This is a genomic window from Protofrankia symbiont of Coriaria ruscifolia (assembly GCF_900634745.1).
GTDB classification, from domain to species: Bacteria; Actinomycetota; Actinomycetes; order Frankiales; family Frankiaceae; genus Protofrankia; species Protofrankia californiensis.
Window position 1 is genome coordinate 20,951 of the sequence record NZ_CAAAFR010000031.1, and the last position, 14,725, is coordinate 35,675.

Here is a 14,725-nt window from a genome sequence, read left to right on the forward strand (position 1 = left end):
TCCACGGGGGCTGAGGCAAGGGAGGTGTAGCCGCCGGTGGGTGCGAGGCCGAAATCGGTCGTCAACGGCGTCCCCTGTCGTCGTCGTTCGGCAAGCTCGGTGGCGCCCACGGGTCCGAGATCCGTGGTACGGGTGACGACGGCGCCGGGGAGCCCGCACGGGTGTCCTCCTCCGCGGATACCGGGGAGTCAGCAGAGCCAACCGGAGCAGCTGCGGATCCATTCCCGCCGGTCGCGCCGGAACCGTTGCCGTTGTTGCCGCGTCCAGTTCCGTTCGTCCGGCCGCTGTGCCCCACGCTGGTGCCTGTGACGAGGTCGGTGACGTCGCCGGGCTTGTGCACGCCCAGCTCGGCCGGGGTCATCACCGGTGGCCGGTCGGACGGCAGGCGCTTGCCGACACCGGTGTAGGAACCGCGGTTGGGCCGCTTCTCCACGGTCGCGAAGATCTCCAGGACCTCGTCCTTGCCGAGCGTCTCGACGTCCATGAGACGCAGGACGAGGTTGTCCAGGACGTCCCGGTAGCGGACGAGGATCTCCCAGGCCTCGTCGTGCGCCGACTCGATCAGTTGGCGGACCTCGGCGTCGATCTCCGCGGCGAGCTCCTCGGAGTAGTCGCGCTGGTGGCCCATGTCGCGTCCGAGGAACACCTCGTTGGTCTCGCCGCCGAACTTGACCGCTCCGAGCTTGTCGCTCATCCCGAACTGGGTGACCATGGCCCGGGCCATCTTCGTGGCCTTCTCGATGTCGTCGCTGGCGCCCGTTGTCGGCTCGTGGAACACCAGTTCCTCGGCGGTCCGCCCGCCCAGGAACATCGCGAGATCGTCCAGCATCTCCGACCGGGTGCGCAGGTAACGGTCCTCCATGGGCAGCTGCATGGTGTAACCCAGGGCTCGCCCGCGGGGCAGGATCGTGATCTTGTGGACGGGGTCGCTGTTCGGCAGCGCGTGCCCGACCAGTGCGTGCCCGCCCTCGTGGTAGGCGATCCTCTTCTTCTCCTTGTCGCTCATCACCCGGTTCTTGCGTTCCGGACCGGCCATCACCCTGTCGATCGACTCCTCCAGCAGGGCCGAGGAGATGAGCTTGCGGTCCGACCGGGCGGTGAGCAGCGCGGCCTCGTTGAGCACGTTCGCGAGGTCGGCACCGGTGAACCCGGGGGTCCGGCGCGCGATGACCAGCATGTCGACGTCCGACTCGATCGGCTTGCCCTTGGCGTGCACCTTCAGGATCGCCTCACGGCCGAGCAGGTCGGGCCGGTCGACAACGATCTGCCGGTCGAACCGTCCCGGGCGCAGCAGCGCCGGGTCCAGGATGTCGGGCCGGTTCGTCGCGGCGATGAGGATCACGCCACCCTTGACGTCGAACCCGTCCATCTCGACCAGGAGCTGGTTGAGGGTCTGCTCACGCTCATCGTGGCCACCACCGAGACCGGCCCCGCGGTGACGACCCACCGCGTCGATCTCGTCCACAAAGATGATCGCCGGCGCGTTGGCCTTGGCCTGCTCGAACAGGTCCCGGACGCGGCTCGCGCCGACACCGACGAACATCTCCACGAAGTCCGAACCGGAGATCGAGTAGAACGGCACGCCGGCCTCGCCGGCGACCGCGCGAGCCAGCAGCGTCTTGCCGGTACCGGGCGGCCCGTACAGCAGCACACCCTTGGGAATCTTGGCCCCCATCGCCTGGAACTTGCTGGGGTTCTCCAGGAACTCCTTGATTTCCTGGAGCTCCTCGATGGCCTCGTCGGCGCCGGCCACGTCGACGAACGTCGTCTTCGGCGTGTCCTTGCTGACAAGCTTGGCCTTGGACTTGCCGAAGTTCATGACCCGGTTGCCGCCGCCCTGCATCTGGTTCATGAAGAAGAACAGCAGGAGTACCACCAGCAGCACCGGCAGCAGGTTGAGCAGCAGCGACACGATGATATTGCCCTGCTCGACCTTGACCTCGTAGGCGATGTTCTGGTGACGCAGCTCGTTGGCGAGGTTAACGGCCTGGTCGGTGACGTACGACGACTCGTACTTGGCACCGTCCTTCATTTTGATCTCGATGCGCTGCTTCGAGTCCTGGATGGTTGCGTTCGCGACCTGCCCTGAGGCGATCTGCTGCTGGATGAAGTTCAGGTCACGCTTGGAGTACTCGCCTGAGCCCGACAGCACGTTGGTCGCGAGAATGATCACGAGTGCGGCCAGGAGCAGCAGAGGCACCCAGCCGCGGAAGATTCTTCTTGGAGTCATCTGCCTGGAGCGCTGGACACGCGCGCTCCACCCTCCTGACGTGTGTGCCGCCCTCGTTCGGGATTCCCTTGTGCCGAGGGTACCGCCGGTACGCGCGCCTTACCGCGCGTACATCCGAGCAACGGGCAACTGATGCATACCGTTCCACCGAGGTGCCCCGAATAGGCGGTTCGCGGCATGATCTTCCATCGCCGAGCCGCCGGATTCGCTTCCCGTGCGGTCACCGGCCGTGTCAGCGCGCATCCGATGCCTGCGGTACCGGCGAGCCACCTCACCGCCCGTATGAACCGACGCCATTCCATAGCAGTCGATATCCACTGGACGAACCCTACCGGCCGCCGCGCTCGATCGCGTCCGCGTTCAGCGTGCCTACGTAGGGTAGCGTGCGGTAGTGCTCGGCATAGTCCAGGCCGTAGCCGACCACGAAGGCGCTCGGGATGTCGAAGCCGACGTACCGGACGTCGATGTCGGCCGCCAGCGCCTCCGGTTTGCGCAGCAGCGTGAGCACCTCCAGGGACGCAGGCCCGCGCGAGCGCAGATTCCGCAGCAGCCACGACAGGGTCAGACCGGAGTCGATGATGTCCTCGACCACCAGGACGTCCCGCCCCTCGATCGAACGGTCCAGATCCTTGAGGATGCGCACCACACCCGAGGACGACGTGGACGAGCCGTACGACGAAACGGCCATGAACTCCATGGTCACCGGCACGGTCAGGGCCCGGGACAGGTCGGCCATCACCATCACCGCGCCCTTGAGGACGCCGAGGAGCAGCACCTCGCGGCCGGCGTAGTCGGCATCGACCCGTACGGCCAGCTCCCCGATCCTGGTGGCGATGTCGCCGGGGGCGACCAGCACCTCGGCGATGTCGGGATGCCGGTTGGGCCGCGGGGGCAGTTCCGTTCCCGACCCGATCCCGCCGAAGCCAATCTCGTCGGGCATCGTGTGCGCAGCGGCCACCTGAGCCTCCCTGGAGTGTCCGCGCGGCGGGCCTACGAGAGCGTCCCGCGCGTGGGTGCTGGACTGGATCCCGGACCCGGAGGCCCGCGGCCGGGGGGGCGTCTCCCCCTGGTTCGCGGCCTGGAGTCCGGCAGCCTGGAACACCGAGATCCTGTCATCCGCGCGCAGGGCGACGACACCCGACGGCAACGGGACAGGCTTCTGCCCGCGCCATCTGGTCACCAGATCGTCCATGGCCCGGACATGCTCGGCCCGCAGGCCTGTCGGTGCGCTTCCGGCGGCCAGGGCCGCCCGCCGCAGTAGCCGTGTGCGCAGCGCCTCGCTGAGCGCGGCGAGCCCGGCGAGGTCCAGGTCGACCCGGGCCGGCAACCCAGGTGTGCCCCCTGCGCTGTTCCTCGGTTCGCTTCCCGGTCCGTCGAGCGGCCCGGACGCGGGAGAAGCATGATCGCGCCGCCTTTGGTCCTCCGGGGACACGACCAGACGGTCGTAGGCGAGCGCCGCGTCGGCGTCGAGCGCGGTGGTGTCCGTCCGTAGCAGGTCCGCCGTGCGCGCGAGAGCCTCGGCGATGCCCGGCCCGATGGCGTCCTCCAGAACGGGCAGGGCCCGGTGACGGACCCGGGCTCGCGCGAACGCCTCGTCGGCATTGGCCGGGTCGTCCCATGGCGTCAGCCCGTCGGCGAGGCATGCGCTACGCGTCACCGATCTGCGGACGTCCAGCAGCGGCCGCCTGATCACCCCGTCCAGGCGGGGCATGCCTGCCAGCGAGCGAGCGCCCGACCCGCGGGCGAGCCGCAGCAGTACCGTCTCGGCCTGGTCGTCAAGGGTATGCCCGAGTAGGACCGCACCCGCCTGCAACCGTTGCGCGGCGTCGATCAGAGCGGACCGGCGAGCGTCGCGGGCGGCACCCTCCGAGCGCGGGGAGTATGCCGGTAGCACCTCGACAGGGTCGAGCCCGAGCGCCCGGCCGCACACGGCCACGGTGGCCGCATGCGCCGCGGAACCCTCATACCAGCCATGGTCGACGGTGACGAGTCCGGCGCGCAGGGCCCGGCGCGGGGCGATGAACGCCAGCGCGGCGGCCAACGCCAGCGAGTCCGGCCCACCGGAGCAGGCCGCCAGCACCAGGCTGCCCGGAGCAAGGTCGGCAATCGACCGCCGAACGGCTACCCGGACCTCGGTCACGGCCCTGCGTTCCCGCATTACGCCCCGTGTTTCCGTGTCGCCCCGCGTTCGGAGGTCATCCCGTATTCCGGTGTCGTCGTGCGCACACCGTATGCCCCTGTGGGCAGACCCCGTTCGTTCCGTCTGGTGATCAACACCCCTGTTCAAGCCGACAGGGACGGACGTGAGCCCAGCACACGCTGCATCCAGGCCCCTGGATCGACCAGCTCCGCACGGGTCGGCAGTGTTTCGGGAGACTGCCAGACCAGGTTGAACGCGTCCACCCCGGCCTCGGCGACAACAGCCCGGACGAACGCGCCGCCCTGCCGGTACTGCAGGAGCTTGAGGTCCAGCCCGAGCAGGCGGCGGACGAAGCGGTCGATCGGCGAACCACCGCCACGGCGACTGTCGAAGCGCGACCGGATCTCGGTGACGGTCGGCACGACCTTCGGGCCGACCGCGTCCATGACCTGGTCGGCGTGCCCTTCCAGGAGGGTCATCAGTGCCTGTAGGCGGTCCAGGACCTGCCGCTGGGCGGGAGTCTGGAGCGCCTCCACGATGCTCGTCGCGTTCGGCCCGCGGTCGAGCACAGCACCGCGCACGGCGGTGACGGCTGACTTCACCCGCTCGGCGAGCACCTCCGGGTCAAGATCGGTCGCCTCGATGAACGCGCCGATCTCGTCCTCCAGGTGCTGGCGCAGCCACGGGACGGCGGTGAACTGGATGCGATGGGTCTGTTCGTGCAGGCAGACCCACAACCGGAAGTCGCGCGGGTTGACTCCCAGCGTCTGTTCGGCGTGGGCGATATTCGGCGCGACCAGGCTGAGGCGCCCCGCTGCGGCGACGGCCGTCCCGGCCTGGGCGGCATCGCCCTCCCCGGCCCCGGAGGTCAGGCCTTCCCCGAGGGTCTTGGTCGGTTCCCCGGCCCCGGAGGCCCCGGTTGAGGCGGGGTCGGTCGCGGCGGCCTCCTCGGGCGGGAGAAAGACCTCATACTGCCCCAGGACCTTGCCCGCGAGATAGGCCAGGGCGGTGCCGAGCTGGACACCGGTGACCGTACGTCCGACAGCGGTGGACAACCTGCCCCGGTCGCGGTCCGCCAGCTTGCTCAGCAGCGGCACGGTGACCACCCGCAGGCCGGCGACGTTCGAGCGGATCCATTCGGGACGGTCCACCACGGCGATCGGCGTGGCCGGACCGGCCGGATCCAACCGGGTGTATGCCTGGACATGGCCTTCCGCTTCGACGGCCAGCCGCCGCAGGTCCGCAACCACCGCGTTCGCTTCGGTGCGGGGCAGCAGCGGGCCTGGCCGGACAAGCCGCCGTGCTGTCGCTACGGCGAGGTCCCAGTCGACTGGCTCGGCGTCCACATCCGCCAGCCTATGTCCTCTCCCTGTGGATGACAGCCTTATCGCTGCCGCGCGCCTGTTGCCACCGACCACCTGCCGCGCTACCGCCGGGTGATTTCCCCGGATGCCCGCTGCCGCGTCCGGGCGTCTCGCGCCTCAGCATCCACATGAGGCGAGCGCGACGGCCACCTGGTCGAGGGCGGCGCGGGTGGCTCCGGCCTCCTCGACCGGGGCGAAGAAGCCGAACAGCAGGAGCCGGCCGTTGGTGTCCACGACCTGGCCGGCGAGGCTTGTCACGATGCGCAGGCTGCCTGTTTTCGCGCGTACGTCACCGGCGCCGGCGCGAGTGTCGGGCGAGCCGTAGCGGTCGTTCAGCGTCCCGGAGAATCCTGCGACCGGAAGCCCTGTGAGCAGGGTCCGCAGCGCCGGGTGTCCGGGCAGGACAGCCGTCCGCAGCAACGCCACCAGCGTTGCCGGGGCGATCTGGTTCGACGTCGACAGTCCGCTGGTGTCCGCCAGGTTTGCGCCCGCGGTGGGCACGCCGAGTTCCCGCAGGATGTCGAGTACCGCTCGCGTGGCGCCGTCGAACGACGCCGGAAGGCCGCGGGCGTGGGCTACCAGCCGTCCCAGGCTTTCGGCCAGGTCGTTGTCGGAGTACGTCAGCATCTGCTCGACCAGCAACGGGATCGGCGGGCTGCGGACCGCGGCGATCTGCCGAGGGCCGCCGGAGCCACCGGACCCGGTGGACCCGGACCCGGACCCGGCGGGCATGGACCCGGCGGGCATGGCGCCGACAGCGGTCGACGTGACCTGTACACCGGCCCGGCGCAGCGCAGCCGCGAAGGCGTTCACCGCGGCCAGGTCCGGGGTCGTGGTTCGCGGGCCGGTCGAGCCGGGTGTGGGGCGTCCGCCGTCCACCTCGAGTGCGGACACCGGCGTGACATTGCCGTCGGTGATGTAGCCGTCGCGCCAGCCCGTCGCGGTGGACGGCCCGGTGAACAGAGTCCCGTCGCCGACCAGCCGGTCGACCTGGGTGATGCCGGCCGCGCGTACCTGTGTGGCCAGATCTGACAGGCGGGCGAGGGACGGGTAGCCCGCCGGTCCGGTTGCGGCGGTGAGCGTCGGGTCGCCCGCGCCGACAAGCCACAGCGTCCCGCCGCCGGCCGGGGCGGCGGGGTTCGAGACCCTCGCGGTACCGGTGTCCTCCGTACTGGCCGATTCTGTACCAGCCGGTTCTGTACCAGCCGGCTCAGTGCTGGCCGGCGGGGTGTGGAAGACACGGGTCGTCAGGGTGGCCCGTGCGTCGAAGGTCGTCAGTGCCGCCGCGGCGATCACGGTCTTCAGCGTGGATGCGGGCGCCACCGCAGTGCTCGACCCGCGGTCGAGCAGCATCGTTCCGGACAGGGCGTCGACAACCAGCCCTACCGAGTTGCCCAGCGCCGGGTTGGCAAGCGGGCGGGCGAGCCTGGAACTCACCGCTGCGGGGTCGGCGACCCGCACCGCCGGGTCCAGCGGAGCAAAGGGTGCGGCCGCGGGGCGTGGGTCGGGGGCGACACTCGGGCTGTTTGTGGGTGGAACGGAAAGATGGCCGGCAAGCAGCGCTCCGGCAATGGCGGTAAGTCCGCCGACCCGGCCCGGCATCGGAGGGGTCACGTGCGGGAGACTATGTCCTGTGGCCGATGGCCGATGGCCGATGGCCGCGTCCGGGGCCGATGGCCGCGCGGTCGTGTTTTCCGCCCACCGCTGGAGGCTTTGAGGAATCCTGCCACCGTCAACGTGGGCTTGCGCACAGGCCGGCCGGACCGCAAGGCCTGCCGGGTTGGGGTCGTGCCGCCGTCGTGGGGAATGCCATCTCGGGTAGACCCTGGGTCGATCCAGGCCGGTGGACCTCACCGTGGGTTCCCGCGCTGGAGGTGAATCGTCACCGGCGGATCGGCCCGCGACCTTCGAGGTGACATGCGTGGGTGCCGACACTGGTAACAAGTACACAACACAAGGGCGCTTCGGACGGGACGCGCCCACAGACACGACAGGGGATGGTGTGGACCTCGAGTTCGATGTGACCATCGAGATCCCGAAAGGGCAGCGAAACAAATACGAGATGGATCACCACACCGGACGGATCCGGCTCGACCGGATGCTGTTCACATCCACCCACTATCCCTCGGACTACGGGTTCATCGAGGGTACGTTGGGTCGAGATGGTGATCCTTTGGACGCGCTCGTTCTGCTGGAGGAGCCGACCTTCCCGGGCTGCCTGGTGCGATGCCGAACGATCGGCATGTTCCAGATGAGCGACGAGAAGGGTCCTGACGACAAGGTGCTGTGTGTGCCGGTTGCGGACGTCCGGCAGGAGCACCTGCGTGACATCAGGCACCTTCCGGAGTTCGACCGGTTGGAGATCCAGCACTTCTTCGAGGTCTACAAGGACCTGGAGCCGGGCAAGTCGGTCGAGGGGGCGTCGTGGGTCGGCCGCGGTGACGCGGAGCGGGAGATTCTTGCCTCGATCCGGCGCGAGGAGGAAACGGTCGTCACCGCGGAGGGGCGCCACGACGATTCCGTACTGGGCGCTCCCACCCCGGGTATTCCGGAGCGGTCTGAGCCGGAGGTCAGGTCCGCCTGACCCCTGCCGGACCGGCGGATCATGCGCAGGGCCACTGATCGTGGTCGTGGTGGCGGATCTTCGCAGGTTCACCACCACGACTACGATCAGTGGGCAACCCGGCGGCCGAGAAATCAGTAAGAGCGCGTCTGTGAACTTGTCAGCCCGACGTGGTCCGTGCAGGCTCGGCCGAGGGCGCGCCCCCTGCCGCGATGAGTTCCGGCCGGGTCGCGAGTCTGTTCTGGTGACCGTCGTAGGACGTCGTACGACGCTGCCCGGCACGAGACACCACGGAGGACACCGTGACGACCACGCCGGACGACCCGACCACCGCGCTGCCCGGTCGCCCGCCCGTCGTTGACCTAGCCACCTGGCAGACCGCCCGTGACGAGCTTCTGGTCCGCGAGAAGGCCCACACCCGCGAGGGCGACGCCCTCGCCGCGGCCCGCCGCCGGCTGCCGATGGTGGAGCTCGACGGGACGGTCGAGGTCGTCGGACCCGACGGCCCGGTCCCGTTCCTGGACCTGTTCCAGGGCCGCGACGAGCTCGTGGTCTACAAGCACATGTGGTACGACGGCGCGCCGCACCAGGGGCAGTGCGAGGGCTGCACCACCACGGCCTGGCACCTGAAGGACGCTGTCTACCTCAACGCCCGCGGCGTCTCGTTCGCCATCCTGACCACGGGCCCGTGGGACGAGGTGGCTCCCTACGTCGAGTTCATGGGTTACACCCAGCCCTGGTACTCGGTGCGGGGCGTGGAGGCGCCGGTCGGCGGAGGAATGGGGCACATCGCCTGTTTCCTGCGCGACGGCGACCGCGTGTTCCTCACCTACTCCACGACGGGCCGTGGCAACGAGCCGGTCAACGGGTCCTTGGGCCTGCTCGACATGACGCCCTACGGCCGCGGCGAGGCGTGGGAGGACAACCCCGAGGGCTGGCCCGTGATCGGCGATGTCCGCGAGGGGCACCCGTCCGAGGGCCGCCAGGCCTGCTGGTACTGGCGCTCGGACGCCGACGGCGTCGCCACCTGGGGCCCGACCAGCCGCCCCGTGCCGCAGTGGACCCGCCCCGGCGCAACCCCCGTGGAGACCCTCGGCCGGCACGGCCACCACCACTGACGGGTCTTCGTCGACGGCGTCGGCAAAGGTGTTAGGTGCCGGGCGGAACCTCCGGACGATGCGAACGCCCGCCCGCGCGCTCGGTCGGTGGGCGGTTCGCCCGGAAGGTGAAGAACTCCTGGTAGGAGAGGCTTGCCAGTCCTACCAGGAGTCCGGGTGCACGTATCGTCCCAGTGCCAGTACTCGTCATGCCCTGCTCATGGCCGGGGTGGTGATCGTTCCTCGCGGCGGCACTTCTACCCCGGTTCGACGATGACCGACGGGCAGTGGGCGCTGCTGGCGCCGCTGCTCCCGGCGGCGGGGAGCACCGGCGGGCGGGGGCAGGCCCGAGAAGTGGGACCGGCGTCTGGTCCTGGACGCGATCTTCTACCTGGTCCGCGGCGGGATCGCCTGGCGGGCCCTGCCGGCCGACTTCCCGCCGCACCAGACCGTCTACGCCCTGTTCCGCCGGTGGACCCGGCGCGGCGTGGTGCCGGATCTACGCAGCGCTGCGTGAACGTGCGCGTCTGGCCGACGGGCGTGGCCCAGTGCCGACCGCGGCCGTGATCGACTCCCAGACCGTCTGCGCCGCCGACACCGTCCCGACCGCCAGCAGCGGGTACGACGCCGGGTACACAGGCCGGTTCGTCCGCGACGCGCGCAAGATCTGGGACCTGGCCGTGGCGATCGTCAAGCGCCCCGACCAGGCCAAGGGCTTTGTTCTGCTCCACCGCCGCTGGGTCGTGGAACGCTCCTTCGCCTGGCTGACCAAGTTCCGCCGCCTCGTACGCGACTACGAGACCCTCCCAGCCACCCACGAAGCCATGATCTGGACCGCCGCCACCTGGCAGCTCAGCAACCGCCTCACCCGCTGACCCAGTGCACAGACGCTCTCTAAGAGATCAATGAGAGCCCCGATAGGACGTAATGTCCCATCCGCCCTGGCTGTGATGACGCGTGAATGAGACCTAGAGCGACGCGTGCGTGAGATCGGTTGGTGGGATGTCCGGGATGTCAAAAGGCATCCTGCGCCGGGCCCGCTCCCTGATCTCTTCTGGTAGATCGTCGGCCTGGAGCAGGAGGGGGAGAAGCTCTGGTTGGGTCGTCAGTGCCCGGAAGGTCATACCGATGGTGACATCATGATCAGGTCGGTGCCTGATTGACACAGGGTCGCCGCGACGGACGTGTCCTGGCCGGATCACGCGCAGGTAGGCGCCTGGCACCGCTCGTAGTGTGAACGTCCTGACCCAGCCGTGGAGCCCCAGCCACACCGCGAACGTCCGGCACGGGATCCGTGGTGCTGTGACTTGCAGCACAACCTCCTTCCCGATCCGCCACCGTTCACCGATCACAGCTGTGGTGACATCCAGTCCGCGGGTGGTCAGGTTTTCTCCGAAGATCCCGGAGGGCAGTGGACGACCCAGCTCGTGCTGCCATGCGTCAAGGTCCTCGCGCGAGTAGGCGTAGACAGCCTGGTCGCCGCCGCCGTGGTTGTCCGTGTCGCAGATCCGGTCGCCGGCCAGGCCGCTGCTTCCCGCCCCCTTCGGTCCTGGTGCGCGCACCAGGACCGGCCCGTCCACCGGGCGTTTGTCGATCCCGCTCATGCCGGATTTTGCGGCGATGGGACGGGCGGTCCCGAGGTTGACCGAGTCGATGAAGGACATGGACGGATGCTAATGATCTCGAGCCCGCCGCTTCAACCGGTTTGTTGGCCTCTCGATGTTCGGGTGTGGGCAGCGAGGGTGGAGCCGGAGGCGGGGATTGAACCCGCGACCTATCGCTTACGAGGCGATTGCTCTGCCACTGAGCTACTCCGGCGTGTTGCTGGTCCACTGCGGGCATGGCTGGCGGTGCGATCACGATGATCTTGATCATGAATCTTTCCGCGTTGCCGGCGTCCCGAGAAATCCCGCCTCACCGAGTATGCCAGACCGGTCCGGGTCGGCTCGGGTCGGTGACGGACGTCGCGAGGGGACGCCGCGAGGGGACGCCGCGAGGGGACGCCGCGAGGGGCTCGGTGGCGAGGGAGGACGGATCTCCGGCGTGGACGGGTGGTGATGGCCGCCGTCCGGAAGCCGATCCGGGAAGTACGGGAGGTCCAGGTCTGTGGGTCACCGGATAGCCAAAGGCGGCGCGATCATGTTTCTTTCGCGCTGCCGGAGGCCCTGGTCTGTGGGTCATTACGGGCTCGTGGTCCCGTGTGCCTCCGATGTCCTTTTATTGACAATAGGTAATCATCACGCTACTGTGACGTGCCGAAATTGCCGATCCTCGCACATACCGATACCCCGCTCGCAGCGGTTCCGGAGAGCTTGCGTAGGGTTTCGACCATGACCGGGGACGCAACTGCAACAACAACGAGGGGGGCTTCCCTACTCGTCGCCGAGGATGACGAAGCTTCTCGGGTTGCGCTTGCCCGCAGCCTTGAACGGTTCGGCTATCGGGTGCTGGAGGCGGCTGACGGGGAGACCGCGCTCAAGCTTTTCCAGACGACCGAAGTCGACCTTGTGGTGCTTGATGTCGCGATGCCGCGCATGGACGGCTTCGCTGTGCTGAGCAGGCTGCGGCAGACCAGCGAAGTACCTGTGATCATGTTGACTGGCCGGGCCGAAGAGGTCGACCGGGTCGTCGGTCTGGAACTCGGAGCCGACGACTACGTGGTCAAGCCGTACTCCCTGCGGGAACTCGTCGCACGGGTGCGGGCCAGGTTGCGCCGCCGCCCCGTCGAGCCGCCGCCGCAGCGCACCGGTGATGGAAATGACCCGCTCGTCTACGGAGACGTTTCCATCGATCTGCGTGCCCGTGAGGTCGCGGTCGCGGGTGAGCGCATCGATCTCACCGCGCGTGAATATGAGCTGCTCGCTTTCCTGGCGAGCCATCCCCGCCGGGTTTTCAGCCGTGAGGAGCTGCTGGAACAGGTTTGGGGTACGCGTTTCCAGGATCCGGCAACCGTCACCGAGCATGTCCGTCGGGTACGGACCAAGGTCGAGGGACGCCCACCGCAGCGTCGACTTGTCACAACTCTGCGTGGTATGGGATACCGCTTCGACCCGTGATCCCGTCTCTTCCCGAGGGCTGTGGGTTACAGCGGTGGGGTTGCTATCCGGGCGGGGACGTCTCGGGAGCCTGCACGCCGCTCTCTGCGTCGCCGCTCTCCGTGTTGCGGGACGCCTGCCGGCGAAGGCGGCGTCGGGTCCGGGCGTTGTCCTGGGCCGGCGCCGCTGGGGTTGAGGTGGTCGGGGTTGCCGTGGCCGGGCTCGAGGTGGCCGGGGCCTGCGCGACCAGTGGTGGCGCTGCCGGGCTGGGCACCATGTGGTGTGCCAGGCCCGGTGTGCCCTTGTCGCCGTCCGGACCTTCGGCAGTGCCCGGCCATCCCGGGCTGCCTGCTTCACCGACGGTTGCAGCCGCCGCGGGACGGGCCGCCTCGTACTCCTTGCGTGAGCCACAGACGCTCGCCCTGCTGCACGCGCATCGCCCGCCACCGGCGTCCAGCTTGACCACAACCTGATCGCGCGGTACGTCGTGGGAGACGACCCGCCCGTCACCATCGGGGGTGCTCACCCGGGCGCCCACCGCTGGAACATCGGCCTTGAACTGTTCGTACAGCGGATGTTCGTAACGCAGGCAGCACATCAGCCGGCCACAGGCACCGCTTATCTTCATGGGGTTGAGGGGGAGATCCTGGTCCTTGGCCATCCGGATGCTGACCGGTTCGAAGTCCGTGAGGAATGTGGCGCAGCACAGGTCACGCCCGCAGGAACCGATTCCGCCCTGGATGCGCGCGCTGTCCCGAGCGGAGAGCTGGCGCAGGTCTATCCGGGCCGTGAGCGTCCGGGCGAGATCACTTACAAGGCCCCGGAAGTCGACCCGGTGGTCGGCGGTGAAATAGATCGTGAACATGTTCTCGGTCGAGATGTGGTCGACACCCACGACCTTCATGGGCAGGCCGTGTTCGCGGATCAGTCGCTTTGCCGCGACGCGTGCCTGTGCCCGACGCCGCCGGGAGACCGCATGCCGTTCGATGTCGGTCGTTTTCGCCATCCCCACGAGGACCGGCAGCCCTCCGACGTCATCGCTGAACCACTGTGGCGCCCACATGCATTCGGCGACTTCGGGGCCGGCGTCGGTGGGGATGAGAACCTTGTCCCCGACCTTCGGCGAGTATGGCCCGGGGTCGGCGTAGTAGAGCCGTCCACGTGGGGAAAACGTGACCGCGCACATCATCGGCATGCCGTCCGCACCGTCCTCCCGACCGCCGGATCCTGGCTGGAGTGGCAGTCACCTGGCCACCAGTCGACGACGCCTGCCGGGTGACGCAGCTGTGGTGTGGCCGCGACCAGACGCTGCCGTTGCGTCAGCCTACCGTCCGGGACGCGGCGAACCCGTGTATGAGCGGGGACGGGTTCCGTCTGGTCCCCTGGTCCCCTGGTCGTTGGCTGCCGGGTCAGCCAAGCCGGACGACGTCCGCGCCGGAGTCGGCCGGCAGCCGATAGAGCGCGTAGGGAACCGAGATCACCGGTCTGGCGACGTTGCGCACCGGTGTTCCCCCGGGGGTGGTGCCCAGTTCACAGCCATAGTGGGCATGTCCGTGAACGGCCAGTGTAACCCGCGAGGTGGACGAGTCGATAGCGGCGGCCAGGTGGTGGCTGCCAAGGAACGGGAACAGTTCGAGCGGCTCGCCGGCGAGGGTGCCGGGCACGGGTGCATAGTGCGTGAGCGCGATCGTCAGTTCGGTGTCGAGGCTGTTGACGGCCTGTGCGAGGGTCCGGGCGGTCTGTTGGCCATGGCGGGCAAATGCCTTCATCTCGTCCTCGCCGAAGATCTCCGCGCTGCGCCCGGCAAAACCACCGGCGAACCCCTTCGCACCGGCGATGCCGATCGTGGTCCCGCTGGCGCGTATGGTTACCGCCGACCCCTCGAGTACAGTGATCCCGACGTCGGTGAGCATCCCGGTGATCCTGCCCTGCTCGCCCGCGTCGTAGTCATGGTTGCCCAGGACGGCGACGATCGGCAGGTCGAGACCGCCGAACACCTCGCACACGGCGTCCGCCTGGGTGATCTCACCGTCGTTGGTGAGATCACCGGCGAGTAGCAGGACGTCGGCGGCTGCCGCCGCACCCTCGAAGACGGGGCGCAGGCGCGGTCCGGTTCCTGCTCGGATGTGCAGGTCTCCGACTGCAGCGACCACGACCATGCCGACATCTCACCTTTCATGACCCGGTAGTTCATGACCCGGCGGTCCGGGGGAGGGCAGACAGTCGGAGCATCGGAGAATCAGGGCGCAGGGCTGCACCTCGCCGCCACGATTCACCGTCACCGGCCGGTGAATCG

The 14,725-nt window shown here is 68.8% G+C and carries 13 protein-coding genes and 1 tRNA gene; 5 read left to right on the forward strand and 9 right to left on the reverse strand.

Features of this window, described 5'->3' with window-relative positions; translation table 11 throughout:
- Positions 1 to 61: 61 nt before the first annotated feature.
- The 4 genes from ftsH to dacB all read right to left on the reverse strand — a co-directional run bounded on the left by ftsH (position 62) and on the right by dacB (position 7,336).
- The gene (gene ftsH, locus CV1CTNOD_RS03290; RefSeq protein ID WP_131784685.1) at positions 62 to 2,230 is read right to left on the reverse strand and encodes an ATP-dependent zinc metalloprotease FtsH; all 2,169 of its coding nucleotides are present in this window, start codon (positions 2,228 to 2,230) and stop codon (positions 62 to 64) included.
- 328 nt (positions 2,231 to 2,558) lie between these two features.
- On the reverse strand, positions 2,559 to 4,388 hold the full coding sequence (gene hpt, locus CV1CTNOD_RS03295; protein WP_131784686.1) for a hypoxanthine phosphoribosyltransferase: 1,830 nt from the start codon (positions 4,386 to 4,388) through the stop codon (positions 2,559 to 2,561).
- Between the two features lie 125 nt (positions 4,389 to 4,513).
- Complete coding sequence (locus tag CV1CTNOD_RS03300; RefSeq protein ID WP_131784687.1) at positions 4,514 to 5,716, reverse strand: zinc-dependent metalloprotease; 1,203 nt, start codon at positions 5,714 to 5,716, stop codon at positions 4,514 to 4,516.
- 135 nt (positions 5,717 to 5,851) lie between these two features.
- Complete coding sequence (dacB, locus tag CV1CTNOD_RS03305) at positions 5,852 to 7,336, reverse strand: D-alanyl-D-alanine carboxypeptidase/D-alanyl-D-alanine endopeptidase (RefSeq protein ID WP_131784722.1); 1,485 nt, start codon at positions 7,334 to 7,336, stop codon at positions 5,852 to 5,854.
- A gap of 400 nt (positions 7,337 to 7,736) precedes the next feature.
- On the opposite strand from dacB, the gene CV1CTNOD_RS03310 reads away from it, so the two are divergent.
- Positions 7,737 to 8,318 (forward strand): inorganic diphosphatase, encoded by a 582-nt coding sequence (locus CV1CTNOD_RS03310; protein WP_278043855.1) that lies wholly within the window; start codon positions 7,737 to 7,739, stop codon positions 8,316 to 8,318.
- Between the two features lie 281 nt (positions 8,319 to 8,599).
- Positions 8,600 to 9,415 (forward strand): DUF899 domain-containing protein, encoded by an 816-nt coding sequence (locus tag CV1CTNOD_RS03315; protein WP_131784689.1) that lies wholly within the window; start codon positions 8,600 to 8,602, stop codon positions 9,413 to 9,415.
- 31 nt (positions 9,416 to 9,446) lie between these two features.
- On the opposite strand, the gene CV1CTNOD_RS24360 is transcribed toward CV1CTNOD_RS03315, so the two are convergent.
- On the reverse strand, positions 9,447 to 9,605 hold the full coding sequence (locus tag CV1CTNOD_RS24360) for a hypothetical protein (RefSeq protein WP_165485292.1): 159 nt from the start codon (positions 9,603 to 9,605) through the stop codon (positions 9,447 to 9,449).
- Between the two features lie 171 nt (positions 9,606 to 9,776).
- Here CV1CTNOD_RS24360 and CV1CTNOD_RS28090 point away from each other — a divergent pair, with 171 nt between their 5' ends.
- Both CV1CTNOD_RS28090 and CV1CTNOD_RS28095 read left to right on the forward strand, forming a co-directional pair.
- Positions 9,777 to 9,911 (forward strand): transposase, encoded by a 135-nt coding sequence (locus tag CV1CTNOD_RS28090; protein WP_431607061.1) that lies wholly within the window; start codon positions 9,777 to 9,779, stop codon positions 9,909 to 9,911.
- Between the two features lie 31 nt (positions 9,912 to 9,942).
- The gene (locus CV1CTNOD_RS28095; protein WP_431607060.1) at positions 9,943 to 10,269 is read left to right on the forward strand and encodes a transposase; all 327 of its coding nucleotides are present in this window, start codon (positions 9,943 to 9,945) and stop codon (positions 10,267 to 10,269) included.
- 93 nt (positions 10,270 to 10,362) lie between these two features.
- Here CV1CTNOD_RS28095 and CV1CTNOD_RS03325 read toward each other — a convergent pair whose 3' ends face one another.
- Both CV1CTNOD_RS03325 and CV1CTNOD_RS03330 read right to left on the reverse strand, forming a co-directional pair.
- Positions 10,363 to 11,058: an MOSC domain-containing protein gene (locus CV1CTNOD_RS03325; protein ID WP_131784690.1), complete on the reverse strand. Its 696-nt coding sequence runs from the start codon at positions 11,056 to 11,058 to the stop codon at positions 10,363 to 10,365.
- Between the two features lie 79 nt (positions 11,059 to 11,137).
- Positions 11,138 to 11,212, reverse strand: a tRNA-Thr gene (locus tag CV1CTNOD_RS03330).
- Between the two features lie 512 nt (positions 11,213 to 11,724).
- On the opposite strand from CV1CTNOD_RS03330, the gene CV1CTNOD_RS03335 reads away from it, so the two are divergent.
- Positions 11,725 to 12,450, forward strand: a complete 726-nt coding sequence (locus CV1CTNOD_RS03335) for a response regulator transcription factor (protein WP_131784691.1) — start codon at positions 11,725 to 11,727, stop codon at positions 12,448 to 12,450.
- A 43-nt stretch (positions 12,451 to 12,493) separates the two neighbouring features.
- Here CV1CTNOD_RS03335 and CV1CTNOD_RS03340 read toward each other — a convergent pair whose 3' ends face one another.
- Together CV1CTNOD_RS03340 and CV1CTNOD_RS03345 are read right to left on the reverse strand one after the other, a co-directional pair.
- Positions 12,494 to 13,624, reverse strand: coding sequence for a PSP1 domain-containing protein (locus tag CV1CTNOD_RS03340; RefSeq protein WP_131784692.1), 1,131 nt, complete (start codon positions 13,622 to 13,624; stop codon positions 12,494 to 12,496).
- A 214-nt stretch (positions 13,625 to 13,838) separates the two neighbouring features.
- Complete coding sequence (locus tag CV1CTNOD_RS03345; RefSeq protein WP_131784693.1) at positions 13,839 to 14,588, reverse strand: metallophosphoesterase family protein; 750 nt, start codon at positions 14,586 to 14,588, stop codon at positions 13,839 to 13,841.
- Positions 14,589 to 14,725 lie beyond the last annotated feature (137 nt).